The organism is Halotolerantifilum yawarlongkerapense (assembly GCF_054506745.1).
The window spans coordinates 423,365-447,296 of the sequence record NZ_CP199719.1 but is presented as its reverse complement, the minus strand read 5'-3'; the positions used below and the strand labels follow the sequence as shown (position 1 = coordinate 447,296).

Annotated in this window: 23 protein-coding genes; 20 read left to right on the top strand and 3 right to left on the bottom strand. The window is 51.7% G+C overall.

The window, feature by feature from the left end; all coding sequences use genetic code 11:
- Positions 1 to 6 precede the first annotated feature (6 nt).
- Genes ACULM0_RS02205 through ACULM0_RS02190 form a run of 4 tightly spaced genes read left to right on the top strand, consistent with a single transcriptional unit; the run spans position 7 to position 5,753 of the window.
- Complete coding sequence (locus tag ACULM0_RS02205) at positions 7 to 2,454, top strand: glycogen/starch/alpha-glucan phosphorylase (RefSeq protein WP_463678827.1); 2,448 nt, start codon at positions 7 to 9, stop codon at positions 2,452 to 2,454.
- Positions 2,455 to 4,302, top strand: a complete 1,848-nt coding sequence (gene pulA, locus ACULM0_RS02200) for a type I pullulanase (RefSeq protein WP_463678826.1) — start codon at positions 2,455 to 2,457, stop codon at positions 4,300 to 4,302.
- Positions 4,299 to 5,204, top strand: coding sequence for a nucleoside hydrolase (locus ACULM0_RS02195; protein ID WP_463678825.1), 906 nt, complete (start codon positions 4,299 to 4,301; stop codon positions 5,202 to 5,204). The genes pulA and ACULM0_RS02195 overlap by 4 nt, the downstream gene beginning before the upstream one ends.
- Positions 5,205 to 5,753, top strand: a complete 549-nt coding sequence (locus tag ACULM0_RS02190) for an SOS response-associated peptidase (RefSeq protein WP_463678824.1) — start codon at positions 5,205 to 5,207, stop codon at positions 5,751 to 5,753. It begins immediately after the preceding gene.
- A gap of 59 nt (positions 5,754 to 5,812) precedes the next feature.
- Here ACULM0_RS02190 and ACULM0_RS02185 read toward each other — a convergent pair whose 3' ends face one another.
- The 3 genes from ACULM0_RS02185 to ACULM0_RS02175 are packed head-to-tail and all read right to left on the bottom strand — an operon-like array spanning position 5,813 to position 9,233.
- Entirely contained in the window at positions 5,813 to 7,516 is a 1,704-nt protein-coding gene (locus tag ACULM0_RS02185; protein ID WP_463678823.1) for an ATP-binding protein, read from the bottom strand.
- Entirely contained in the window at positions 7,513 to 8,757 is a 1,245-nt protein-coding gene (locus ACULM0_RS02180) for an ABC transporter substrate-binding protein (protein WP_463678822.1), read from the bottom strand. Before ACULM0_RS02180 ends, ACULM0_RS02185 begins: the two co-directional genes overlap by 4 nt.
- A 44-nt stretch (positions 8,758 to 8,801) precedes the next feature.
- Positions 8,802 to 9,233 (bottom strand): Lrp/AsnC family transcriptional regulator, encoded by a 432-nt coding sequence (locus ACULM0_RS02175; protein ID WP_463678821.1) that lies wholly within the window; start codon positions 9,231 to 9,233, stop codon positions 8,802 to 8,804.
- A 141-nt stretch (positions 9,234 to 9,374) separates the two neighbouring features.
- Between ACULM0_RS02175 and ACULM0_RS02170 the strand changes: the two genes are divergently transcribed.
- The 16 genes from ACULM0_RS02170 to gnd all read left to right on the top strand — a co-directional run bounded on the left by ACULM0_RS02170 (position 9,375) and on the right by gnd (position 23,926).
- A complete protein-coding gene (locus ACULM0_RS02170; RefSeq protein WP_463678820.1) occupies positions 9,375 to 10,769 on the top strand; it encodes an oxaloacetate decarboxylase subunit alpha in 1,395 nt (464 codons plus the stop codon).
- Between the two features lie 105 nt (positions 10,770 to 10,874).
- A complete protein-coding gene (locus ACULM0_RS02165; RefSeq protein ID WP_463678819.1) occupies positions 10,875 to 11,645 on the top strand; it encodes a hypothetical protein in 771 nt (256 codons plus the stop codon).
- Positions 11,626 to 12,771 (top strand): CpaF family protein, encoded by a 1,146-nt coding sequence (locus tag ACULM0_RS02160; protein ID WP_463678818.1) that lies wholly within the window; start codon positions 11,626 to 11,628, stop codon positions 12,769 to 12,771. Before ACULM0_RS02165 ends, ACULM0_RS02160 begins: the two co-directional genes overlap by 20 nt.
- Positions 12,747 to 13,442, top strand: coding sequence for a type II secretion system F family protein (locus ACULM0_RS02155; protein ID WP_463678817.1), 696 nt, complete (start codon positions 12,747 to 12,749; stop codon positions 13,440 to 13,442). Before ACULM0_RS02160 ends, ACULM0_RS02155 begins: the two co-directional genes overlap by 25 nt.
- A complete protein-coding gene (locus ACULM0_RS02150; protein WP_463678816.1) occupies positions 13,439 to 14,179 on the top strand; it encodes a hypothetical protein in 741 nt (246 codons plus the stop codon). Before ACULM0_RS02155 ends, ACULM0_RS02150 begins: the two co-directional genes overlap by 4 nt.
- Before the next feature lie 16 nt (positions 14,180 to 14,195).
- Positions 14,196 to 14,381, top strand: a complete 186-nt coding sequence (locus tag ACULM0_RS02145) for a Flp1 family type IVb pilin (protein WP_463678815.1) — start codon at positions 14,196 to 14,198, stop codon at positions 14,379 to 14,381.
- 10 nt (positions 14,382 to 14,391) lie between these two features.
- Positions 14,392 to 15,432: an FHA domain-containing protein gene (locus tag ACULM0_RS02140; protein WP_463678814.1), complete on the top strand. Its 1,041-nt coding sequence runs from the start codon at positions 14,392 to 14,394 to the stop codon at positions 15,430 to 15,432.
- A 66-nt stretch (positions 15,433 to 15,498) separates the two neighbouring features.
- Positions 15,499 to 16,035 (top strand): hypoxanthine phosphoribosyltransferase, encoded by a 537-nt coding sequence (gene hpt, locus ACULM0_RS02135; protein ID WP_463678813.1) that lies wholly within the window; start codon positions 15,499 to 15,501, stop codon positions 16,033 to 16,035.
- The gene (locus ACULM0_RS02130) at positions 16,032 to 16,556 is read left to right on the top strand and encodes a flavodoxin family protein (RefSeq protein ID WP_463678812.1); all 525 of its coding nucleotides are present in this window, start codon (positions 16,032 to 16,034) and stop codon (positions 16,554 to 16,556) included. Before hpt ends, ACULM0_RS02130 begins: the two co-directional genes overlap by 4 nt.
- 97 nt (positions 16,557 to 16,653) lie before the next feature.
- Positions 16,654 to 17,319, top strand: a complete 666-nt coding sequence (gene deoC / locus ACULM0_RS02125; protein ID WP_463678811.1) for a deoxyribose-phosphate aldolase — start codon at positions 16,654 to 16,656, stop codon at positions 17,317 to 17,319.
- 84 nt (positions 17,320 to 17,403) lie between these two features.
- On the top strand, positions 17,404 to 17,691 hold the full coding sequence (locus tag ACULM0_RS02120; RefSeq protein ID WP_463678810.1) for a hypothetical protein: 288 nt from the start codon (positions 17,404 to 17,406) through the stop codon (positions 17,689 to 17,691).
- A gap of 90 nt (positions 17,692 to 17,781) precedes the next feature.
- Positions 17,782 to 19,770 carry a sensor histidine kinase gene (locus ACULM0_RS02115; RefSeq protein ID WP_463678809.1) on the top strand — a complete coding sequence of 663 codons (1,989 nt, stop codon included), beginning with the start codon at positions 17,782 to 17,784 and terminating at the stop codon, positions 19,768 to 19,770.
- Positions 19,763 to 21,271: an HD domain-containing phosphohydrolase gene (locus tag ACULM0_RS02110; protein ID WP_463678808.1), complete on the top strand. Its 1,509-nt coding sequence runs from the start codon at positions 19,763 to 19,765 to the stop codon at positions 21,269 to 21,271. The genes ACULM0_RS02115 and ACULM0_RS02110 overlap by 8 nt, the downstream gene beginning before the upstream one ends.
- A 36-nt stretch (positions 21,272 to 21,307) precedes the next feature.
- Positions 21,308 to 21,724, top strand: coding sequence for a secondary thiamine-phosphate synthase enzyme YjbQ (locus ACULM0_RS02105; protein ID WP_463678807.1), 417 nt, complete (start codon positions 21,308 to 21,310; stop codon positions 21,722 to 21,724).
- Between the two features lie 2 nt (positions 21,725 to 21,726).
- On the top strand, positions 21,727 to 22,878 hold the full coding sequence (locus tag ACULM0_RS02100; protein ID WP_463678806.1) for an AI-2E family transporter: 1,152 nt from the start codon (positions 21,727 to 21,729) through the stop codon (positions 22,876 to 22,878).
- A 49-nt stretch (positions 22,879 to 22,927) separates the two neighbouring features.
- Positions 22,928 to 23,926, top strand: a complete 999-nt coding sequence (gnd, locus tag ACULM0_RS02095) for a phosphogluconate dehydrogenase (NAD(+)-dependent, decarboxylating) (RefSeq protein ID WP_463678805.1) — start codon at positions 22,928 to 22,930, stop codon at positions 23,924 to 23,926.
- Positions 23,927 to 23,932 lie beyond the last annotated feature (6 nt).

Genomic DNA, 23,932 nt, shown 5'->3' with positions numbered 1-23,932 from the left:
ATCGACGTGAATCTAACGAAAACGCAATTTGAGACCGACTTCCAGCGCAAACTAAAATCCATGAGTGCAAAGCCCATTCAAGAGACGAGCCTCGTGGAGCAGTACAATGCACTGGGTGAGTTGGTCCGTGAGTACCTAACTGATTATTGGATCAAGACGAATGATTATTACCATGAGAAGCGCCAGAAGCAGATTTACTATTTCAGCATGGAATTTTTGACAGGAAAGTTCCTGATCAACAACCTCGAGAACATGGGCATCTTCCAAATGGTCAGGGAAAGTCTCGCGGAGATGGGGATCGACCTCGATCAAGTGAGCGATGTCGAGCGGGACCAGGGACTCGGCAACGGTGGTCTGGGTCGTTTGGCCGCTTGTTTTCTCGACTCCATGAGTTCCCTTGCCATTCCCGGTCACGGTGTGGGGATCCGGTATCGCTACGGTCTCTTTGAGCAGAAAATCATCGATGGCTACCAGGTGGAGTTCCCAGATCGATGGCTTCACAATCGCAACGTTTGGGAAGTTAAACGGGAGGACAAGGCCGTCATGGTAAAGTTCGAGGGGAACGTCCGTCCTGTTGAAGTGAATGGAAAGCTCAAGTTCGTACACGAGAATTACGAAGCGATCCGCGCTGTTCCATACGACACGCCCATGGTGGGTCACGACAATAACACGGTAAACACGCTCAGGCTATGGAGCGCAGAGGCTGCCCACGGGGAGTTTGACTACTCATCCTTTTCTCGAGGAGAGTATATCCGTGCCTTCGAAAAGAAACACTCCGTAGAGTCCATCAGCCAGGTCCTCTACCCGAACGACAGCTACGAAGAGGGAAAATTACTCCGCCTCAAGCAGGAGTATTTCTTTGTATCCGCGGGCCTACAGGGAATCATGCGATCGTTCAAGAAGATGGGCAGGCATCCGAAGGATTTTCATGAGTACGTAGCGATTCACATCAACGACACCCATCCGGCCCTATGTGTACCGGAACTCATGCGGATCTTGATCGATGATGAGAATCTAGATTGGGATACAGCCTGGGGTGTGACGAAAAAAACGATGGCCTACACGAACCACACGATCATGCAGGAAGCCCTTGAGAAGTGGCCTGTAGAGTTATTCCGCCGCCTCTTGCCCAGGATCTTCATGATCGTCGAAGAAATCAACCGTCGCTTCTGCGATGAGCTCTGGCACGAGCACAAGATCAGGGATCTGCAGAAGATCGAAGATATGGCGATCATCGCACGGGACCAAATTCACATGGCATTTCTCGCCATCGTGGGAAGCCACAGTGTCAATGGGGTAGCCAAGCTCCACACGGAGATCTTGAAGAAACAAGAACTCAAGGATTTTTACAAGATCTACCCTTATAAATTCAATAACAAGACCAATGGAATCACCCACCGCCGCTGGCTCTTCCACTCGAACCCAGAGCTAACGGGTCTCATCAACGATACCCTGGGGACCCACTGGCAGAAGAATCCGATCTTGATGCGAGATCTGCTCAAGTATCGGGAGGATGCGTCCTTCAAGCAAGAGGTCGAGCGGATCAAACAGGTGAACAAAGACCGGCTGGCTGCCTACATCGCCGAGAAGAACGGTGTCATCGTGAACCCCCGTTCGATTTTCGATGTGCAGGCTAAAAGACTACATGAGTACAAAAGGCAGATCCTCAATGTGCTGCATATCATGGACCTTTACAACCGGTTGAGAGAGAATCCGAACCTGGATATCCCACCGAGGACCTTCCTTTTTGCAGCGAAGGCGGCACCGAGCTATCATATCGCCAAGCAGACGATCAAACTGATCAACACGGTGGCGGCTAAAGTGAATAATGATCCGATCATTCGCGATAAAATCAAGGTGATCTTCCTCGAGAACTATGGTGTTTCCCTCGCCGAGATCTTGATTCCCGGCACGGATGTTTCCGAACAAATCAGTACCACCACGAAGGAAGCGTCGGGAACGGGGAACATGAAGTTCATGATGAACGGTGCGATCACCATCGCCACCTTAGATGGCGCCAATGTGGAGATCAAGAAGGAAGTGGGCATCGACAATATTGTCATCTTCGGTTTAAAGGAAGAGGAGATTTACGAGCTCTACGAGGCCCAGTCCTATCGGTCTTATGAAATCTATGAAAAAGATGCCAGGATTCGCAAGGTACTTGAGCAACTGGTCAACGGCTTCTTCGCCGTGGACAGTGATGAGTTCAGGATTATCTACGATTCACTACTCAAGCACAATGATGAGTATTTTGTGCTGAAGGACTTTGACTCCTATGCATCCGCTCACAAGCGAATCGACAATTACTATCGAGACCGCGACCGCTGGTTGAAGATGGCCATCACGAACATCGCATGCTCGGGTGTGTTCTCATCGGATAATACGATCAATGAGTATGCGTCGAATATCTGGGATGTGAAGAAAACGCCGATGAACCTGAAGGTGCGTGATTAGATGCGTCAATTCGGACCGCAAATATCAAGCGAACGCTCGGTCATCTCCGCCTATGCACCGAAATTTGAGGAGGGCGACCTACGGGTCGCCCTTTATCGCGATAGCCTTTGTCAGAACCGCGAGGTGCGCACGATGACAAAGGTGAGCGATGACAGCTTCAAACTGGTGTTAGAGGGAGATTACAGGGGGTATTTCTACACTTTTCTCGTTCGGAAGGGAAGGGATATCTTGGAGATTACCGATCCCTTTGCCATTGCATCTTCTGCCAATAGCCTGCGCTCGGCCTTGATCGACCTCACAGAAACGGATCCAGAGGGTTTTCGGGAGGAGACCTATACGATCGAAACAGACCCTACCTCACGGATCCTCTACGAACTGCACGTAAGAGATTATACGATCCATGATAGCTCGGGTGCCCAGCACAAGGGATTGTACCTTGGTTTGGCCGAGAGCGGGACGAATCTGCAGGGTATGACGACGGGAATCGACCACCTGGTGGAACTGGGGATCACCCATGTCCACCTGTTGCCGATTTTTGATTTTGGTAGCGTGAACGAGCGAGACCCAAAAGGCTATAACTGGGGGTATGATCCTGAGCTTTACAATGTACCCGAGGGAAGTTATGCGACAGATGCCGATGATCCCTTGGCTCGCATCCGCGAACTCAAGACCCTGATCGCAGCTTTTCACGCCCGGAGTATTGGCGTGGTGATGGATGTGGTCTACAATCATACGTACAGAAGTGACCACTCTCCCTTTAACGTGTTAGATCCCGGTGGATTCTATCGCTTGAATGAGGATGGATCTTTTTCCAACGGTTCGGGCGTAGGCAACGAACTGGCTTCAGAGAAAGACCGTGTGCGCGCCTTCATCGAAGATTCCCTCTTATATTGGATGGACGAGTATCATATCGATGGCTTCCGATTCGATCTCATGGGGTTGATGGATGTGGATACCATGTATGACATCGAAGACGTGCTCAAAAAAGAGAACCCCGATGTGCTGCTCTACGGAGAGCCTTGGATTGGTGGAGAGACTACCCTTTCTGAGGAGCAGATTTTCTATAAGGGCCAACAGAAGGGCCATGCCATCGCCGTGTTTAACGATGACTTTCGCGATGCAATCAGGGGAAACAACAATGGTGCAAGCTGGGGGGCTATCCAGGGAAATCTCAACGAGATGCACCGTATCCTAAGGGGAATCGTGGGTGAGGTGAATTTCGCGGGCGATCTCAGCGGATTTGCCAAGGAACCTTCTGAAGTGATCAACTATTTCACAGCACACGATAATCTCATCCTCATGGACAAGCTGCATAAGAGTCTGCCCAATCGTCCTACGGAGGATTACGTGCGCCTGTCAAAGCTGGCCTTTTTACTGCTCTTGACCTCTCAAGGCGTACCCTTTCTTCACGAGGGGACGGAGTTCATGCGTGATAAGAAGGGGGTCCACAATAGCTACAACAGCCCAGATGAGGTGAATGCCATCGACTGGCAACTGAAAGAGACCTTCCATGACTTTTATATTTATGTACGGGATCTGATCAGCATGCGAAAAAAATACCGCCATTTTCGACTGCCCACCTCTTCGGAGATTCGGAAGAAAGTGCATCTTAAAACCTTACAGGCCGGCGTTGTCCGTGTAATGCTCCAAGAGAAGCCGCGCTCGATCGAGGTGATTTTCAATTTTTCGGGGACGGGAACGGAAATCGAAACCTGTGCGTTCAACCACCTGATTGCCGATATCAACGGAGTCTATCTCGATGAGAACCGTACGATCGATGTGGATAAATACTATCTGAAGGCCAAAGAGGCCGTGATCATCATGCACAGAAAGGAGGCGTGTGAATGAAATACTTTATCGATGTCGACACCGGTATTGATGATGCCATGGGGTTGATGCTGCTCCATGCCCTCGCCAGGGAGGATGTGGTGGGGGTCTCCACCGTCTCCGGTAACGTGAGCCTCGAGACGGCTACGCTGAACACCCGGAAGATCTTGACCTTTCTCGACTGGCCCTTGCCCTTGTACAAAGGGGCGGCGGCACCGCTGGTCAAACCACCCTTCGATGCAGCGGATATCCACGGGGCGGATGGCCTCAACGGTCAGTTGCCATCGTTGGTTCCGACCGTAGGTGCAGAAATCCAATCGGCCGTCGAGGGCCTTCTGGAGGCCTCGAGGGAGTATCGGGATCTAGTCTACATCGCCACGGGTCCATTGACCAATCTGGCCCTCGCCGCGAAATCAGATCCGGGCCTTATGGACCGTCTGCACGCCGTCTTTTTCATGGGAGGCGCCTTCGCCTGCGATGGCAACGTGACCCCCCATGCAGAGTTCAATGTCTACTGTGATCCCGAGGCTACGGATACGATCCTCGGCCACGGTGCAAAAGTGCACATGATCGGGCTCGACGTGACCCGGCATGCGCGCCTAAGGAAGGAAGACATCGAAGGTATCGGCAATGGGCCCGTGCGTGATCTCTTGACGGGCCTAAGCGCTGACTACATGTTGATGTTCCAGCGCAAGCACGGAGATGAGGCCATTCTCCTGCACGATCCCCTTGCTGTCTACGCCGCAGTGGCCACAGCAGAAGACGTGCTCTCCTATGAAAGCCACGGTGTCGCGGCAGAGCACCGTGGGGAGTCACGGGGACGCACGAGAGAGGACAAAAGAAGAGCTCCTGTTCAGGTGGCCACGCACCTTGATCGTGACCGCTTCGTCACCGCCTTTTGCCATGCCATGGAGTTGGGTTAAATGTGCGGACGGTTTTTCCTCGACATGACCTTCGAGGCCTTGCTCGAACGATATGGCCTTCCCGGCATGCCCGGCTTTTCCTACGCCCACGGGGAGATCACGCCATCGATGATGGTCTTCTCTCTTACCCCCGAGGGGCCGCTTCCGCTAGAGTGGGGGCTGGACTACTCCTTTATGAAACGGCCGCTGATCAACGCCCGACTCGAGACCCTCTTGGAGAAACCGCTTTTTCAAAAGCACTTCGTTGAGCGGCGTTGTCTGATACCAGTGAATCATTTTTACGAATGGGACAGGGAGAAGGACAAGTTTCGCGTGGCCACCAATGAGGCGGTTTTCTCCCTGGCCGGTCTCTATCGCGAAGATGGAAAAGTGGCTCTGCTTACACGGCAAGCGGGTGACGATCTGGCATCCATCCACCATCGCGAACCAGTATATGTACCGAGGGAACTGGAAAGACGTTTTCTCGAGAGCAGACAGCCGCAGAAGATACGCGATTTTTTTTTAAAAGAGCATCCCCAGTGGCTGATCGAAAAAGAGATGTCTTCCTGATCGGGGAGGTATCTCTTCGTTTTTTTGTAGATGTAAAAAACGCCCCCTCAAGGGAGCGCTCAATTGAAGTCAATGTCTGAGAATTCCAGGTGCACATTGTGCAGATCTTCCATACGCCTTCTGCTGGCCTGTAAATCCTTCACGGGGTAGGTGGTGATGCGTGGCAGCGTGACCGTGAAGATTGAGCCGCGGCCCACCTCGCTTTCGAGCGTGATGGTACCACCGTGGAGAGCGACGAGATGGCGAGACAGGTGCAGACCGAGACCGTTGCCCTCGTTCTTATTGGTCACCGACTCGTGGATCTGCGTGAAGCGATCGAAAACCCTCTCGCGGTCTTTTTCGGCGATGCCGTTGCCATCGTCGATCACGTGTACCTTTACCTGCTCGTCAGAACCTTCCACCTTGATCGAGATGTGACCTCCGGCAGGCGTGAACTTGATAGCGTTGGCCACCAGGTTCATGAAGACCCGATCGACTGCAAAGGGATCGGCTTCAATATAGTACTCCTGCTCGACAGACTCCATCCGAAAGGTAAGCTTCTTTGCCTTCAGGTAAGGAGCAATGGACTCCGAAAGATTCTCAATCAGGTAAACGATATCGACAATATCGATCTTGAGTTCGTAGTTTTCATTCTGCAGCTTGCTCAAATCGATCAGGTTGTTGACCACCCGTAACAGGCGGTAACTATTCGATTTGATGATCTGGGCATTCTCTGCCATATAGCGGACGATTTTCTCTTGGTCGTTCTTCTCAACGTATTTTTCCCCCAATTGCACGCTGCTCAGGATCACGTTCAGAGGGGTGCGTAGTTCATGGGACATACTGATGAAATAATCGTTCTGACTCTTGATGTCCCGGATCTTCTTTTCGCTGATCCTCTTATTGAGCCGCATCTGTCGATCGAGTTGGCGCGTACGTTCGCTGACCAGCTGCTGTAATTTCGCATTTTGGTAGCGAGAGTAAATGAGCGCTAGGATCGTTAGGAGGACGATGCTATTGAAGACCACGATATAGGGGCTCAAGGTGTAGCTTTCGTCTGAACGCAGGTAGCGATCGAAGTAGGACCCCATGGTACCCTCTTTTATATGTTCGTTGATGGCTAGGTTCAACCGACGATAGAGAGGGCCGGAGGCACGGTGGACGTGTAAAGAGGCGCGCTCGAGCAACAGGGTTCCATCAAAGTGATCTGGCGGCTCTTCCCCTCTCGCGGCGGCTAGCGCGAAAATCTGGTAGGTCGGCGCTATGAGTACATTTTCTTCATTCAATCGGTTGAGGCCTTCATCATAGTTCCCGATCTCGACGATTTGATCCCCAGAGAGTTTCATGGTATCCTTCATCAGCTTGTCTATGGGTTCGTCCATCAGTTGACTTTTATCCGACGAACGCCCATAGAGTTGGTCAACCATGGTCGACCGGTAGAAAATCCGATAGCGTTTCACGAAGAGGGGAGAAGAGGCCTGGAAGTTTTCATACTGGTGGTCGCTCGAACCGAAATAGACCAATGCCGGTTCTTCCACCTGGGCGTGCTTGATGAGATCCTCAAGCGCCATCAACTCGATCTGGATCTGCACTCCTTCGCTCTCTTCAAAATATTTTAAAAAATCGACGATAATCCCGGAAGGCATACCGTTGCGATCGGTATAGAGATAGGGAAAGTCATCATGGATTCCCAGGAATTGGTAGACATCATCGGCATAGCCCAGATCACCAGTGGCGAAAAGAAGTGCGATGGCGAGTAGGCCGATGGTGATCAATCGCTTCATCGCATGCGCTCCTCGATGCTCTGCGTGGCCTCGTAGATATTGATCTCCTCACGGAGGGCCCGTGTGATCTCTTCCTGCACGGCATAACTAAAGAGGTCGTAATCGTGGGCAGTGGGTCGCGCTTTCGCTTGTTCGAACAGCTCATCGGCAATGTCTGCGATGGGAAGGGTTGCACGCACATCGGGGTCATGGTAGAGGTGCTGTAGCGAGGGGAGGTAGTGATAGCGAAGGGCGGACTCGCGCTGCACGGCTTCGGAAGTCAGGTACCGGATGAAATCGACGGCCTCGCTCTTATGCGAGGAGTGTTTGGCAACCAAATATTGCCATCCGCCAAGGGTACCGTGACCGCGACCTTCTCCCTCGAAGGAGGGAAGGGGGCTGATGCCCACAGCCGAAAGCGGGAACGCACGCTCCTCATTTTTCTCGATGACTTTGTACCCGGTGGGCCAGTCACGCATGAATAAGAGTTCGCCTTTGACAAAAGCCTCTCTCAGCTCACCAGAAGTAAAGGATTGGACCTCCGGGTGTGTGAACCCATTGAGGTGCAACTGCGTCATGAAATCAATTCCCTTGATGACATCCTGAGAGGTCATCGTATAACGATCATCTTGGTAGACCTCTGCGCCTGTAGCCCAGATGAACTCTAGGACGTTACAGGTCAGGCCCTCAAAGGGATACCAAGAGCCTGCGTATTGGTAGGGTTGGTCGTTCTTTTTCATATACTCCATCGTCCACAGGAGATCCTCCCAGGTGCTCGGGACCTCGAGGTTTTCGGCGTCAAGCAGGTCGGATCGGTAATAGAGCAATCCCGTGTCGAGGCGATAGGGAAGGCCGTACAAGCGGCCGTCGAAGGCATTGCTGTCGAGGGCCGAGGCGTAGAAGGCGTCGAGTTCCTCTTGCCCGATGTAGTCATCAATCGGTGCGATGAGATCGGAAGCATGGAAAATCGCGGGCCAGGTGACATCGGAATCGATGATATCGATACTCCCGTCCTTGAGGGCCAGCGTGCTCAGGATGATCTCGTATTTTTGGTTCGTATTGTCCGGCAGCTCCACCAGGTGAATGTTGATTTTAGGGTTTTCCATCTCGTAGCGCTCGATCAACTCTGATATAAATCCATCCTTATCGCTGTGAGCATAAAAGGTCAGTGTGACCGGCTTGGAGTAGAGATAATAGACATTCACTAGAATGGCCAGGAACAACAGGATGAAGATGAACCGAAAAGTATTTTTTGAAAACATGGGAACCTCCTGCGTACATACGAAAAACTCCCCAGACCGTCAGATCAAGGGAGTATAGGCTTTCGTTCCAAGGGACTCGAGAGAATGATCGATGTGCGGGTATCGCCGATGGTCTGGATGCGGTCGAGCAAATCTTCAAGCTCTTCGGTGTTGTCGACGAGCACCTTGACGGTCATACAATCGGTACCGGTCATGTGGTGGCACTCGATGATCGAAGGTTCATCTTTGGCCAGCTGGATGAAGGCTTCATGGGAGGAGACCTTCATGGCCACATTGATGAGCGCACTCACCGTTTTATGTAGTTTCTTCGGGTCAACGATCGCCGTGTAGCCGCGGATGATCCCCTTTTCTTCCAAGCGCCGCACCCGTTCGGAAACGGCGGGACTGGTCAGGTTCACCTGCCGGCCCAGATCCTTCATCGAGATCCGTCCGTCGACTTGTAAAATCTTTAAAATCTTGATATCCGTGCTATCCATTTCAATCACCTTATAATCTTAAGTTGTGAATATCGATAAGTTAATAAAACGAACTATCTTCATGATAACACTTTTTTGAAAACCTGTACACAGGTTCAGGCAATTGTTAAAATGTAGGTGAAACTTAAGGAGGGATTGTTCATGGCTTCATTAAAGATTACGGAAACAGTCTTACGCGACGCCCATCAGTCGCTAATTGCAACGAGAATGACAACGGAAGAGATGTTGCCGATCATAGAAAAACTGGATCAGGCGGGTTATTATGCGCTCGAGATGTGGGGTGGTGCGACGTTCGACGCATCCCTACGTTTTCTCAACGAGAACCCGTGGGAACGTCTTCGTAAGATTCGTGCGAATGTAAAGAACACTAAACTGCAGATGCTGATGCGGGGACAGAATATTCTTGGCTATCGTCACTATCCTGACGATGTCGTGGAAGCTTTCGTACGAGAGAGCATCGCGAACGGTATCGACATCATCCGACTTTTCGATGCCCTCAACGACCTACGAAACCTCGAGGTGGCGATGAAAGCCACCAAAAAGGAAGGCGGGCACGCACAGGGTGCGATCAGTTACACCACGAGCCCCTACCACACGACAGAAGTTTTCGTGAAGCTGGCCAAGGATCTCGAGAACATGGGTGCTGATTCGATTTGTATCAAGGATATGTCTGGCCTCCTCACACCCTATTATGCCGAGGAGCTGGTCGGGGCGATTAAAGCCGCTACGACTGTACCGCTGGAAGTCCACTCGCATGCGACGAGCGGTTTGGCCAGCATGACCTACCTCAAGGCTGTCGAAGCCGGCGCCGACATCATTGACACGGCAATCAGCCCCTTTGCCCTGGGAACGAGCCAACCGCCAACGGAGTCCCTCGTGGCCACCTTTGCCGGAACGGCACACGATACACATATGGACCTTCGTAAGCTCAATGAAATCCGTGAGTATTTCGAGCCACTGCGAGAGAAGTCTATTCAGTCGGGACTCCTTGATCCCAAGGTGCTCGGCGTGAACATCAACACGCTGGTCTACCAGGTACCTGGAGGCATGCTTTCGAACTTGGTGAGCCAGCTGAAGATGCAAAATGCACTGGATCGTTTTGACGAGGTGCTCAAGGAAGTGCCGCGCGTTCGAGAAGACCTCGGTTTCCCACCGCTGGTGACACCGACGAGCCAAATCGTAGGCACGCAGGCGGTGCTGAACGTAATCGCTGGAGAGCGTTACAAGATGGTACCCAAAGAGGTGAAAGCCTACGTAAAGGGCATGTACGGTCGCCCGACCGTTGCGATTGGCGAGGAGATCGTTCATAAGATCATTGGTGACGAACCACAGATCACCGGTCGTCCCGCCGATGGGCTTGAACCGATGCTCGACACGTACAAAAATGAAATCAGCGCCTTTATGGAAGAAGAAGAAGATGTGCTGAGCTACGCGTTGTTTCCCCAGGTGGCACTGGATTACTTCAACTTCAGACAGGCCGAGAAATACCAGGTGGACAATAGCATCCAAGAAGAAGAAAACGTCTATCCCGTATAATCGATCGATTCGCACCACCCTCTGGGTGGTGCTTTTTTTGATCATATATGGAAAATTCTTGCAAATAGAACGCTTAAATGGTAATATATGGATAGGGGTGATGGTATGAAGCACATCTATCAGTACAATTTGAGAACAGAGTCGGCCGATCGGCTCACGGAACTGCTCAAGAACCTGCACATGGATTTTCAGATGCACGAACTAGAGACCATGGCACTGGCACCGAAGGAAAGCGTCGTCGTGGTGGATGATGCCAGCATCAAGAGGCACGAGGGCGTCTTCATCTTTTTTGGGTTCAGTACCCACCATGATGCAGACTGTCATCTCGATCCACTCGATGGCAAGGAGACCCTGCTGCGAAAACTCGGGGATCTCTTTGAAGGGCACTACCGCTCGACCACCTTAATCGGGGTCATGAACACGGGAGAGATTGCATACTATCAAGGGCTCTACGCTTATCTCAGTTCTTTTGAGAAACGCGTGCTTTTCGTCGACCTGGCCTACAGAAGTACAGCGGGAACCGCGCCAAACTTCTCCAAGGTTTTGTACTGTATGGAGGGTGGAATCGATTATGGAGAATTCATCGAAACCAGCGTGGAGAAGGGAATCGACGTGATCGCTTCCTTCGATGCGCTGGCAGATTATCGGTTGGTCGAGTCGGTGGATTTAGTAGGGAAACTCGAATCTCTCCCTTATGAGTATATTTTCTTGAATCTAGCGGAACAACCGACATCGACGTACGACCGATTGCTCGAGCGGGGATGGTGGATCAACGCCATCGGCTGTTCAGAGCAATGCACCCAAGAATCCCCCGGGGTCTACCAGATCGAGACCTTCGGGGAGATGGTACTGTACCATGAACGATCTGAGGGATAAACTGCTCGCGGCAGTGGAAGCTTCCCTAGCCTGGATGGAAACCATTGAAGAGCATGCCGTCAAAGAGACAATCGACAAACTTCTGATGCAGTCAGTTACCTATGGCCATTTGACAATCCCCGACAAATTGGCCATCAAGAAGTCGGTGCTCGATCATCTCTTTGGCTACGGCATCTTGCAACCGCTGATTGACGATCCATCGATCACGGAGATAATGGTCAACCAGTTCGATGAGATTTTCATCGAGAAAGAGGGAAACTTGATACGAACCGATGTGATCTTCGAGTCGGAAGAGTCGCTCATGACGTTGATACAAGAGATCGTGTCGTCGGTGAACAAGAGCGTCAATACCTCCCACCCCTATGTCGATGTCAGGCTAGATTCTGGTGAGCGAATCAATATCTTGGTACCGCCCATTGCGATCAACGGTGCGGTCATGACGATTCGAAAATTTCAATTCAATGTCTTTACGCTCGAAACGTTGAAAGCAGGAGGGACGATGGACGATAGGGTCCATGATTTTCTGGACAAGATTATCGATGAGCGTGCCAATCTTTTTATCTGCGGTGGTACCAGTTCTGGGAAGACCACATTTCTCAATGCCATGATCCAGGCCTGTCTTGGTCAGCGGATCGTGATCATCGAGGACTCCTGCGAACTGGATTATGCTGCCTTTGAAAATGTGATCAATCTCGAGGTCAAAGAACAGAACAACGAGTACGGGGGCGGTGTATCAGCATCGGATTTGATTCGCAATGCACTGCGCATGCGACCTGATCGGATTGTGATTGGAGAGGTACGGGGTAAAGAGGCCTTTGATCTCATCCAGGCGATGAACACCGGTCACGATGGCTCCATGGGTACCGGCCACGGGAATTCACCCGTCGACATGCTCTACCGCCTTGAGACCATGATCGCTTCACATTACGATATTTCAGAAGTATCCCTCAAGCGGATGATCGTGAGTGCAATCGACTACATGATCTTCTTGAAAAAAACCGACGGTGAGAGGAGGTTGTTTGCCTTATACGCACTAACGGATCTAAAAGAGAAAGAATACGTGCTCGAACCCATTTTCACTTTCGACCGACAAAGCAAGACTTGGCAATCTACATCATTCTCGTGATGCTGCTGATGCTCGTGCTCTATCTGTTCACGACATTCCTTTTGATCTCGATGGTCCTCGCGGTACCGCTGGCCATAGGGCTACGCCGGGGGATCCGACCGATCGAGGCCGCTAGAGTGAAGCGCCAGGAGAGGAGGAAACTCCACGGCTGTCTTGCAATGTTATCCGCGACCCTAGGCTCGGGGACCAGTTTCAGAGGGGCCCTACAGGAACTCGAGGGATTGTTCGAGAGGGAGGAACATGGCATTAAGCGTGTGGTGGTTGCAATCAACCGTCGTTTCGATTTGAAAAAACCCATTGCTCCGTTGAAGGCAGAACTGCCGGCACTCTTGGATAATAAGGAATCGATCTTGTTTTTCGATATGATGATCGACGCCCTGTATTCCGGGGCCAATCGGAAGCTACTGATCGAGCGGACCGGTGATTCGCTCCAGACTATGATTGAGCTCGAAGAAGAAATCGACAAGATGCTCAATGAAAAGAAAGTAGAGGCTGCCGTGATCTCGGTGATGCCGGTCGCCTTCGTTTTCTTGCTCCGTAGTTTCTTCGATGGTTATCTCGATCCATTGAAGGATTCGGGTCCAGGAAGCTTGGTGCTCTGGGGTTCGTTGGTCCTCATCCTGATTGCAGAAATAATCATGTTCCGCATGATCAGTAAGGTCTCTCTATGATCTTTTTGATCGTGAACCTCGTACTCTTTGTCCTTTACGATCAGCAGAAGATCGATCGGCTCGATCGCCTGGCCCTAGGGTTCAAGGGTGTCCGTCGATTTGAAGAATATGTCGCGTGGCTCCACGAACGCACGCATCTGATCCTGGTGGCTCCCGAGGAGTTTGCTGCTCTGATGATCGTACTCTTGCCGCTGAATCTACTGCTCCTTCTTCTGAGCGGAGCGGGACCCTTCGGACTCATGTCGGCTCCGCTACTGGTAGCCTACCTATATCACAAGCAATGCTTCGATGCCCAAGCGAAAAGAAGGAGAGAGATTCTTGCTGACTACCAGCAAATGCTCCAGTACGCTACCCTGCATCTACTGGCGGGCAACCCGCTCGAGGTGGCAGTACGCCGGGCAATTGCAGAGATGGTGACATTCTCTGCATCGGAGAAGAAGGATCTGGTGCTATCGGGTCGCGGGGTGATGGCTGCTCTACGACGAGAGAGTACGCGGGTGAGGCTCGTGGAGGTCAGGCGTCTCGTACACTACTTGGCGATCAGCTTTGAGAAAGGAGAAGCCCAGGCCTATCAAGCACTCTATAACATGGGGCAGGATTTTTTCAAAATGCGGATGAATCACGCGAGAAAGCGAGCACAGGAGATGAACCAGGCGCTATTGTTGCCGATCATGATGATTTTCCTCGCGATCTTGGCGCTTTTGGTGGCCCCGTCCCTGCTTACACTATTGGGTTGATATAAAGGAGATGACTATGAACTGGATAACAAGAAGCTTTATCAAACTACAGAACGAGGCGGGAATGGGGACCATCGAGATGGTCGTGCTCATCGCCATCCTCGTGGGCCTCGCCCTAGTCTTCAAGGATGGGATTCTCGACTATATGGATAGCATGATGAAGAATCTCGATCGCAATGTGATCGATCCGACGAAGCTTTAGGTGATGTGCCATGGACTATTATTACTATCCCTGCGATGAGGCCCACCTGTTGAGCATGGAAATGGAGATTCTAAAGAGCGGTAAAATCGAGGGGGTGATCCAGCCCACCTACAAAGCCCTACCTTCACAAGTAGGGCTCTTTTACGACTTAAAGGGTTGCATTCCGCTCAAAGCCTATCTGGAGGAACATCCCTTTAGCCTGGACAGGTGGAATATCTTTGTCGACGGGACTGCAGCGGTAATCGATCAGATGAAAGATTTTTTCCTCACGAAAGAGCGTCTGCATCTACAATACGATGCGGTCTACGTAGACGAAAGGGGTGAGCTGCGTTTTCTCTACCTACCCGTCAAGGACTTGCAACTGGAGAAGACGGAAGCCCATCTCTTCCGGGAAGTAATCTTCGGATGGCGTGGTATCGAAGAGCGGTACCTGGCCATGATGACGCAGATTGTGCAGCACAAGACCATCGATCACTACCACATCTACGGCTTCGAAGAGACCTATGAGAAGAAGCGTTTCGCGGTGGAAAACAGGGATCAGATGAAATGGCAGTCGATCAGTTACAAGGTGCCCCTCATGGCCCTGGCTGGAGTCGCAATACTTTTGATGCTCTTCTACAGTCTAACGGTATTTTTAAAAATAGATAGGCTCGTTATACTCGGGTCAGTGCTGATCCTCGTGGCCCTCGCCTACTTTGCCAATCAGCATCTGGGTCTGGTGACCTTCCGACAGGCGAAGGAGCAGGCCACGGTTCTGGCCACCAAAGAAAGCATGACTTTGGAGCACCTGGGCACTGGGGAAGTGATCGATGTGGTCTCATCGCCCTTTGTTTTTGGCCGTGACCGCAGTTGTCATCTGCAACTGGACAAGGTGTCGGCCAGCCGGCTCCATGCCCAAATTGCGGAGCACCACGGATACTATGAGCTTGAGGATCTGGGTAGTCGCAATGGAACTTTTCTCAACAAGCGGAGGCTACAGCGCAAGAAGCATTTGAAGGAAGGAGATGAGATCGACATAGCAGACGAAAGATATCGCGTGCACCTGGAATAAGGTTCGCATTTTTCGCCTCAAAAAGGTATAATGGGGTCGAAAATGAATCGAAAGAGGTGCTGAATAATGGTAGATGACATCAAGGATATTTTGTTTTCAACGGAAGTACTATCGGAACGTGTGGCAGCATTGGGTGCTGAGATTACGAATGATTTCTACGGCAAAGAACTACTTGTCGTGGGTGTGCTCAAAGGGGCCAACGTGTTCATGAGTGACCTGATCCGAGAAATCAACTTGCCCATGGAGCTGGACTTTATCGCTGCTTCGAGTTACGGGCACGCGACGGAAAGCTCAGGGGTCGTTCGCATCATGAAGGATCTCGACCACAGTATCGAGGACCGTCATGTATTGATCGTCGAGGACATCATTGATACGGGGCTAACCCTCCATTACCTGATGGATAACTTTATGAGCAGGGGACCCGCCTCGTTGACGGTCTGTACGCTCCTGGATAAGCCTGAACGTCGGAAGGTGGAGATCCCCGTGGATTATAAGGGCTTCGATATCCCCGATGAGTTCATCGTGGGTTACGGCATCGACTATGCGGAGAAGTACCGAAATCTGCCATATATTGCGACGCTGAAGAAGGTGATCTACAAGTGAAGCGAACGGCCGTCATCTTTGGCGGACCCAATTTGCGAGGAAACACCCACCGCGCACTGATTGATCTGCTCGAAAAAAAGCAGATTGCATCCTACGATCGCTTTGACCTCGATCGCTATCGGATCGCACCTTGCAAAGGTTGTCTGGCTTGTCGCGAAAGGGGTACCTGCGTGATTCGGGACGACCATCCGGACCTCGTGGAAAAACTCTTGGCTTACGATCGCCTGATCTTCGCCAGCCCCGTCTACTTCAATGGGGTGACGGCTCAGACAAAATGCTTCGTCGACCGTCTGGAGACGCTCTTTCATAGAAAGATGCACCTTGGCACACTCGAGAGCCAGGTGGAGGAAGTGTGGCTCCTGATGACGGCCGGGACGACTTTGAATGAACGGATCAGGGGTGGCATCTACGAGATGTTCCGTCTCGTTGCCCTCTGCTTTGGGAATCCTCTTTTCGATGCGTGGATCATCGAAGGTTTCGACGGTTGTAAAGAACCCACAAGAATCAAGCTCTCGCGTTGACGACTGCGCATCACTGGTGTAGGATGGAAGAAAAGAGGTCATCTAGCTTTTGGCAGGTGTCCGACACTAGACTACACAGTGATAAGGAAGTGATCGTTTGAAACTTGAAAAGTATATCGACCATACGATTTTAAAGCCTGACACGACCGCCGAGGCCGTTCTCAAGGTCTGCACGGAAGCAAAGACCCACGGATTTTATTCGGTGTGCGTGAATCCCTTCTACGTGCCCCTGGTCAAGGATGCCTTGGATGGCAGCGGGGTCAAGGTCACGAGCGTCGTGGGATTCCCCCTTGGCAATACCACAAAGGAAGCGAAAGCCTTCGAGACGAAACAGGCCATCGCATCGGGCGCCGACGAAATCGACATGGTGATCAATATCGCCGCTGTAAAGAATGCTGATTGGGAGACCGTCGAGGCGGATATCCGTTCGGTGGTCGACGCTTTATCCCAAGATACGCGTCTGAAGGTGATCCTGGAAACCTGCCTGTTGACCGATGAGGAGAAAGTGAAGGCTTGTGAGGTTGCTAAGGGGGCCGGAGCTCACTTCGTTAAAACCTCCACTGGATTCAGCAGCGGTGGTGCGACGATCGAGGATATCCAGCTCATGAGAAAGACCGTTGGACCGGATTTGGGCGTAAAGGCGTCCGGAGGCGTTCGCGATGCCGAGACGGCAGTGGCTATGATCGCCGCCGGTGCCACGCGAATCGGAGCGAGTGCATCCGTCGCCATAGTCGGTGGTGAAAGAGGGTCTGACGATTATTAAGAAGAGAAGCCGGGTTACCGGCTTTTTTTTTATCCGGATATCAACTATAATGAAAGGTGAATACATTGGAAACGAGGTGACACGATGCGAATGATTCACCTGGACACCATTGGCTGTCTCGTCGGGATCATGGTCATGGTTTTGGTCATGATGTTGATGGGCGTTGCCGTCCGGTTGCTCTTTTCACCCTTGGGCGTACTGCTACTGCTTTTCATCGGGGGAAAGCTCCTCTACGATGCCCATCGGTACAAATCTGTTTCGCAAGAACCCAAGGTGGAGATCAAGTCGAAGGGAGATCCGGATTCCGATCGAGACCCGGGCTCTTACGATCGCGATGCCGAAGATGTGGATTACAAGCCCCTGGATCGATAGAGATTGGGGCTTTTTTGGTTTGCCCGCAAGGAGAAGCGGGTATGTAGAAGAACAATTTGGTCACTAGAAGCACAGGGGGGGTGGTGTCGAATGAAGGAGTTGCGTAATGCCGTTTTCACCGCGATGGTCTTAGGCTTGATCTTCCTGGCCGGGCCGGCGGTCCACGGACAAGGCACAGCCGATCCCAAGGTCTTGATCGTGCACTCCTATACGGCGCAAAACCAGTGGACTGCCGATCAAGAAGCGGGTTTTCTCAAGACCCTCGCCTTCGATCAGGATACGGATGCTGTGGATGTCGTCTATCTGGATGCCAAACAATATAACAGTCCGGCGTATTTCGAAGCCAAAACAGCCTTTCTCAACCAACAATATGAAGATAGATCCTTTGATCTTGTCTATGTGACGGACGACTATGCCGTGGATTTCCTAGGCGATCGTGCTTTGACCTTTCTAACCCCCGATACACCGATCGTTTTTTCGGGGGTCAATTATGCCGAGGATCTCAAGGGGGATCGGATCACCGGCGTGCTGGAGGCGCTCGACCACCGTGGTATGTTCACCTTGCTCGATGAGCTTTACGAAGGAGGACAATCGGTACTATTGGTGGGGGATGATAGCCTGACCAACGAGCGGATCAAGCGGAGCATCGAAGAACTCCTATCGACCACCTCTTTCGATCTTCAGATCGACTTTCTGCTCACGGATGATCTGAATCGCTTGACGGAAGACGTTTCGAACCTCGAGGATGCTGTCCTCGTGATGCTCGTCTTCAATCAAGACACGTCAGGCCGCTACTATAGTTATCAGCAGAGTTTCGATTTGCTCTACGAAGTGGCCACGATACCGATTTTCAGTTACTGGGATTTCTACTTGCCGGGGGGAGCCGCGGGTGGCATGATGCTCGGAGGCGTGGAGAATGGGGCCGCTGCAGCAGAACTGGCCGGGGAAATCCTCATCGGTGCCGATCCCGATGATTTCCCCATTGTAGGGGTACCCTCGGCCAGCTACTTGAACTACTCCGAGGCCATGCGTTATAGTCTATCGCACGAGCGCATCGAGACCATCGCGTTCGAGTGGTACGACCGACCTGTGTCCTTTGTACAGCAGCACTGGGAGATTCTGATTGCCTCCCTGATGATCATCCTAACGTTACTCAGCATCATCATCCTGTTGGTGCTGAATATCAACAAACGTAGGGAATACGCTGGCATGATCGAGAGGCAAAAGAACACTCTTGATGCCTTGAACACATCCCTCGAGGAAAAGGTACTGGAGCGCACGGAGCAGTTGGCAGCTTCCCTAGAAGAAACCAAGAGGATGCACCATGAGATCATCCAGGCGAAAAAACTGGCTTCCCTCGGACATCTCGTGGCGGGGATCAGTCATGAGGTCAATACCCCCCTTGGACTCAGCAAAACCCTCACGAGCTATCAGTCGCAGTTGCTCGATCGCTTACAAGAGACTTATGGTAACCAGAAGATGTCGAGGAGCAACCTGGAGGCTTATTTCAATGAGTCGCGAGAGACGACTGAACTGCTCCTTGCCAACCTAACGAAGGCAACGGAGCTCATGTCTTCTTTCAAGAACATCTCGATCGATCGTATCTCGGAGAAGAAACGGACGTTCGAGGTGAAAGCCTACCTGCAAGAAGTGGTGACGAGTTTGACACCCGAGTACAAGGGAATGGATGTGTCCTTTGCGATCACAGGAGACGAGGTATCTATGGAAACCTATCCCGGTCTGATCGGTCAGGTCTTCACGAATCTGGTTATGAACGCCCTGCGACACGGGTTCGAAAATAGACAGCGCGGAAGCATCGAAGTGAGGACCACGGATGAAGGGGATCACCTACGCCTTCTTTTCCACGATGACGGCGGGGGCATCGCTCCTGAGTATCACGATCGGATTTTCGACCCCTTTTTCACAACGAAAATGGGAAAAGGCGGAAGTGGTCTGGGTCTATCGATCGTATACAATGCTGTGGTCCAGAAACTGAAGGGATCGATTCAGCTGGTGCAAGCGGATATGGGGACAACACTCGTTATCAGGATTCCCAAGGAGGACGTTTCAGATGCTTGAAGAGCTAATCTTTGCAGAGGAAACTTCGAAGGCAAAGAGAAAGAAAAAGGGTCCGTGGAGAATTCTGATTGTAGACGATGAGCCTTCGGTCCACGTGACGACCAAACTGGTTTTGAATAATTTTCATTTTATGAATCGCGAATTGTCTTTTTTCAGTGCCTACAGTGCGGCGGAAGCCAAAACGTTGTTGCGGCACCGCGACGATTTCGCCCTGATTTTCCTAGATGTGGTCATGGAAGAAGAGGACTCGGGATTGAAGCTCGTCCGTTACATCCGAGAAGAGCTGAAGAACCAATTCGTTCGCATCGTTCTGCGGACGGGACAACCCGGGTACGCTCCAGAGGAACGGGTGGTGATCGACTATGACATCAATGACTACAAGACAAAGACGGAGCTTACAGTGACCAAGATGACCACAACCTTGATCGCAGCCCTGAGGGGCTATAGCGATTTGGTGCGGATCAATCAGAACCGAGAGAATCTCGAGCGCGTTATCGAGGCCGCGACCCACCTCTACGGCTACAAGGATCTATCGCGCTTTGCCGAGACACTGGTCGAGGAAGCCCGTTCCCTTTTCGATGACTTCAACCATGCGCTCTACATCCAGGTGAGCACAATCGATCTGTTGGATGGGCAGATTGTCGATGCCAGTGCACTTTTCCGAGGAGCGATCGGAAAGCCGCTTTCCGTGATCGGTGACGAGACACTGCTCGCCTTGATCGAAAGCGCCAGGACCGAGGCCAGATCCCAGCAATCGCGACGATATTTCGTGGGCTACCATCCGCTGATCACGGGCCGCGAAGAGCTGTTGATCATCGCCTATGACTTTGATGTGGAGGATGTCGATCAGCATTTGATGGACCTTTTTTCCTCTAATGTGGCCATCGCTTTCGACAACGTTTTGATTTTCGAGAACATCACCTCGGCTCAGGAGGAAGTCTTCGTGAAGCTGAGCGAGATTGTTGAAAAAAGGGACTTCTTTGACGAGGGACACTCAAGAACCGTTGGAGAAATCGCCTGGTTACTGGCCAAAGAGTCGGGACTCTCCCTAGAGGAGTGTCGGATCCTAAGACTGGTGGCTCCCCTGCACGATCTGGGAAAGGTGGCGCTGCCTGAAGCCCTGCTCAACAAACGGACGGAGATCACGCCCGAGGAGTTCAAAGTGCTGTCCACCCATGCCCAAACGGGTTACGATTTGCTCAAATCAAAGAGCATCCCCCTGCTACAGATCGCTGCATCAGTGGCACGGTACCACCATGAGCATTACGATGGCACCGGTTATCCAGAGGGTATCGTCGGGGAGCAGATTCCTATCTACTCCCGCATCATGAAGGTCGTGGATGTGTTCGATGCCATGGGGAGGAGAAAGGCTTACCGAGAGGCTTACTCAGAAGAGGAGATCCTAGCGTTCTTAAGAGAGAAGAGTGGTTCCCATTTTGACCCGAGAGTCGTGAGCATCTTGGCGTCCCATTTGGATGAAATCCGTCGATTGAAGAAATAATGCGTGCTACAGCGTTGAGAAAAGGGGCGATAGATTTTGAAGCATTATCGTAAGGAATTATGGTTTCACACGAAAACGAGACGGGCCTTCCTTCACATCACCGATGAGATCCAAGAAGCGGTCGAGGCGAGTGGGGTGCAGGAGGGACTGGTGCTCGTCAATGCCATGCACATCACCGCTAGTGTATTCATCAATGATAACGAGTCTGGTCTGCACCGAGATTTCGAGCGCTTCTTAGAGAAGTTGGCACCGGAAAAACCCTACGATCAATATGATCACAATGGCTTTGAGGACAATGGGGACGCCCATCTGAAGCGGACGATCATGGGCCGAGAGGTTGTCATCGCCGTGAGTGAGGGTCGTCTGGATCTTGGCCCCTGGGAAGCCGTCTTCTATGGCGAATTCGACGGTATGCGTGACAAGCGCGTGCTCGTCAAAATCATAGGGGGATGAACATGCGCGATCAATGGACATTGCGGCGGTTGATCTTCCTGATCGCCGGGAGCATTTTCGGATACTACCTCATCAGCCAGACGGCCTTTCTGGCTATTCTAAACAAGGGTTTCTCGCCACTGCTACTCGGCTTCATTCTCGCTTATCTGCTCGATAATATCGTGCGGCTTTTGACGCGATTTTTCCGTTTACCCAGACCTGTTGCCATTTTGGCCACCGTGGTACTGATCATCGTATTCATTATTCTAATCCTATCTTTGGCGATTCCACGGATCATCAACAATATACAGGAGCTCGTGGCCAGTCTATCGGATGTGAGCTATCTTGACGTGGAGAACTGGGTACTATCGGGCATCGACAACGAGTACCTCATTGAGGTGAAATCCTACGTCGATGAGGCGGTGCAGAATTTGATCGACAGTGCCAGCAGTCTCGTGGGCGGCCTTTTCAACAGCGCCCTGATACACCTGTTGAACGTGACCTCACGCGTCATGTACTTTGTGGTCTCGCTGGTCATCGGCATCTATATTCTTTTCGACAAGAAGGAACTGATCGCCAGGATCAAGCGCTTTACCTACGCCTTCTTCGACGAACGAAAAGCGGAGCGATTGATGAGCGTCACGCACACGGCTAACGGCATTTTTCAACGCTTCGTGGTGGGAAAGCTGATCGACTCCACGATCATCGGGCTCTTGTGTTATCTGTTCCTATATCTCTTCGCCGTGCCATTTGCCCTGATCATTTCTATCGTGATCGGAATTACCAATATGATCCCATACTTCGGTCCCTTCATAGGGGCTGTTCCGGCCGTTCTGATCACCCTGATCAATAGCACGGAGCAGACGATTCTTGTGCTCGTGATCATCGTGATCCTCCAGCAGTTCGACGGCTTGATCCTGGGCCCGATCATCCTGGGCGATCGAGTGGGCGTCAGCGCCTTCTGGATCATCGTGAGCGTGACCGTGGGAGGCTATCTCTTCGGCTTGGTCGGAATGTTCCTCGGGGTGCCCGTGGTCGTGCTGGTGATGACAATCCTCGAAGAGGAGATCCAGAGGCGGCTCAACCACAAGAACATGGGCAAACTGGAGATCGATAAGCTGAAGGTCAGAAAACCACTCCTCGAGCGATTGGTAGAAATGATGAGAAAGGCCTGATCTGGACAGCATGGTCCTCCACATGCACGGATAATCTGCTGGCTGATCAGTGTATGTTTTCACCCCCTTCGCAGGGGGTGATTTGTTTTACTTGAGAAAATGTTGGTATCTATGTAGTACACGAACAGATGAAAGGAGAGCATGGCGAATGAAAATTGGTATGATCGGATTGGGAAAAATGGGTTACAATCTAGCGCTGAACATGAAGGACAATGGGATCGAGGTGGTCGGGTACAACCGATCGATCGGGAAGGTCGAGACGATTCGAGAGGAAGGCGTGGAGGCAACGGATGATTTGGATGAGTTGATCGCATCCCTCGACAGTCCGCGAATCCTCTGGATGATGATTCCGGCGGGAGAGGTCATTGATGAGATGATCAACACTTTGTTGCCGAAGTTGAAAAATGGGGACATCCTGATTGACGGCGGGAATTCCTTCTATCGTGATACGCTTCGAAGGAAAGCGCTGCTTGCTACGGAGGGCATCCACTATGTGGACGCCGGTACGAGCGGTGGTCAGGAGGGGGCTCGTCACGGTGCCTGTATGATGGTCGGTGGCGAAGATCAGGTGATCGAGCAACTGAAACCTGTCTTCGAACGCATCAATGTGGAGAAGGGTTACCTGCATACCGGTCCCACCGGGAGCGGTCACTTTGTCAAGATGGTGCACAACGGTATTGAATACGGTATGATGCAGGCAATTGGCGAGGGGTTTGACCTGCTCGGAGCTTCTGAGTTCGATTTGGATTTCGAGGCGGTCGCCCGCGTTTGGTCCAACGGTTCTATCATCGAGGGCCTTTTAATGCGCCTGACCGAACGCGCTTTTTCACGACATGGAAACGAACTGGGTCCGATTCTTCCCATCATCGATGCAACGGGAGAAGGAAAGTGGACCGTCGAAGAAGGTATCCGGATGAACGTGCCCTTGCCCGTGATCACCTCTGCTCTCTTTGTTCGAAATATGTCCAAGGACGAGCAAAAACTGTCGAACAAGGTGGTGGCCGCCCTGCGCAACGAGTTCGGTGGGCACGCTTTGCATAAGAAGTAGGGGGTA

Coding starts and splice junctions, on each gene's coding strand:
- pulA (WP_463678826.1), top strand. CDS start 2,455: ATGCGTCAATTCGGACCGCAAATATCAAGCGAACGCTCGGTCATCTCC.
- ACULM0_RS02195 (WP_463678825.1), top strand. CDS start 4,299: ATGAAATACTTTATCGATGTCGACACCGGTATTGATGATGCCATGGGG.
- ACULM0_RS02190 (WP_463678824.1), top strand. CDS start 5,205: ATGTGCGGACGGTTTTTCCTCGACATGACCTTCGAGGCCTTGCTCGAA.
- ACULM0_RS02185 (WP_463678823.1), bottom strand. CDS start 7,516: ATGAAGCGATTGATCACCATCGGCCTACTCGCCATCGCACTTCTTTTC.
- ACULM0_RS02180 (WP_463678822.1), bottom strand. CDS start 8,757: ATGTTTTCAAAAAATACTTTTCGGTTCATCTTCATCCTGTTGTTCCTG.
- ACULM0_RS02175 (WP_463678821.1), bottom strand. CDS start 9,233: ATGGATAGCACGGATATCAAGATTTTAAAGATTTTACAAGTCGACGGA.
- ACULM0_RS02170 (WP_463678820.1), top strand. CDS start 9,375: ATGGCTTCATTAAAGATTACGGAAACAGTCTTACGCGACGCCCATCAG.
- ACULM0_RS02165 (WP_463678819.1), top strand. CDS start 10,875: ATGAAGCACATCTATCAGTACAATTTGAGAACAGAGTCGGCCGATCGG.
- ACULM0_RS02160 (WP_463678818.1), top strand. CDS start 11,626: ATGAACGATCTGAGGGATAAACTGCTCGCGGCAGTGGAAGCTTCCCTA.
- ACULM0_RS02150 (WP_463678816.1), top strand. CDS start 13,439: ATGATCTTTTTGATCGTGAACCTCGTACTCTTTGTCCTTTACGATCAG.
- ACULM0_RS02145 (WP_463678815.1), top strand. CDS start 14,196: ATGAACTGGATAACAAGAAGCTTTATCAAACTACAGAACGAGGCGGGA.
- ACULM0_RS02140 (WP_463678814.1), top strand. CDS start 14,392: ATGGACTATTATTACTATCCCTGCGATGAGGCCCACCTGTTGAGCATG.
- hpt (WP_463678813.1), top strand. CDS start 15,499: ATGGTAGATGACATCAAGGATATTTTGTTTTCAACGGAAGTACTATCG.
- ACULM0_RS02120 (WP_463678810.1), top strand. CDS start 17,404: ATGCGAATGATTCACCTGGACACCATTGGCTGTCTCGTCGGGATCATG.
- ACULM0_RS02115 (WP_463678809.1), top strand. CDS start 17,782: ATGAAGGAGTTGCGTAATGCCGTTTTCACCGCGATGGTCTTAGGCTTG.
- ACULM0_RS02110 (WP_463678808.1), top strand. CDS start 19,763: ATGCTTGAAGAGCTAATCTTTGCAGAGGAAACTTCGAAGGCAAAGAGA.
- ACULM0_RS02100 (WP_463678806.1), top strand. CDS start 21,727: ATGCGCGATCAATGGACATTGCGGCGGTTGATCTTCCTGATCGCCGGG.